Consider the following 359-nt stretch of genomic DNA (forward strand, 5'->3'; position numbering starts at 1 on the left):
CCGCCGGCGACGACTATCCGACCCGCGACATCCTGCTGGTCGAAGCCCTGGCTACCCTGGTCGCTGGCATGTGCGGCGGCGTGGCGCAGACGACACCGTATATCGGGCAGCCGGCATACAAGGCCATGGGCGCGCGCACGGGGTATACGCTGGTCACGGGTCTGGTCATCGGACTGGGCGGCGTCTTCGGTTACCTGGCGAATCTGGTCGAGTTGCTCCCGGTAGCCGTCCTGGCACCGATCCTTGTGTTCATCTCGATCGGCATCACCACGCAGGCCTTCGAAGCGACCCCGCTGCGCTACGCCGGCGCGGTCGTTTTCAGTTTTTTCCCAGCGATCGCACGCATGCTGGCGATCAAA

The 359-nt window shown here is 64.9% G+C and carries 1 pseudogene; it reads left to right on the forward strand.

The features are described from left to right. A pseudogene (locus CBX98_RS25655) lies at positions 1-359 on the forward strand (NCS2 family permease); the annotation flags it as partial.

Origin of the sequence: Vibrio sp. T9 (genome assembly GCF_003123985.1) — a bacterium.
GTDB classification, from domain to species: Bacteria; Pseudomonadota; Gammaproteobacteria; order Enterobacterales; family Vibrionaceae; genus Vibrio; species Vibrio diabolicus.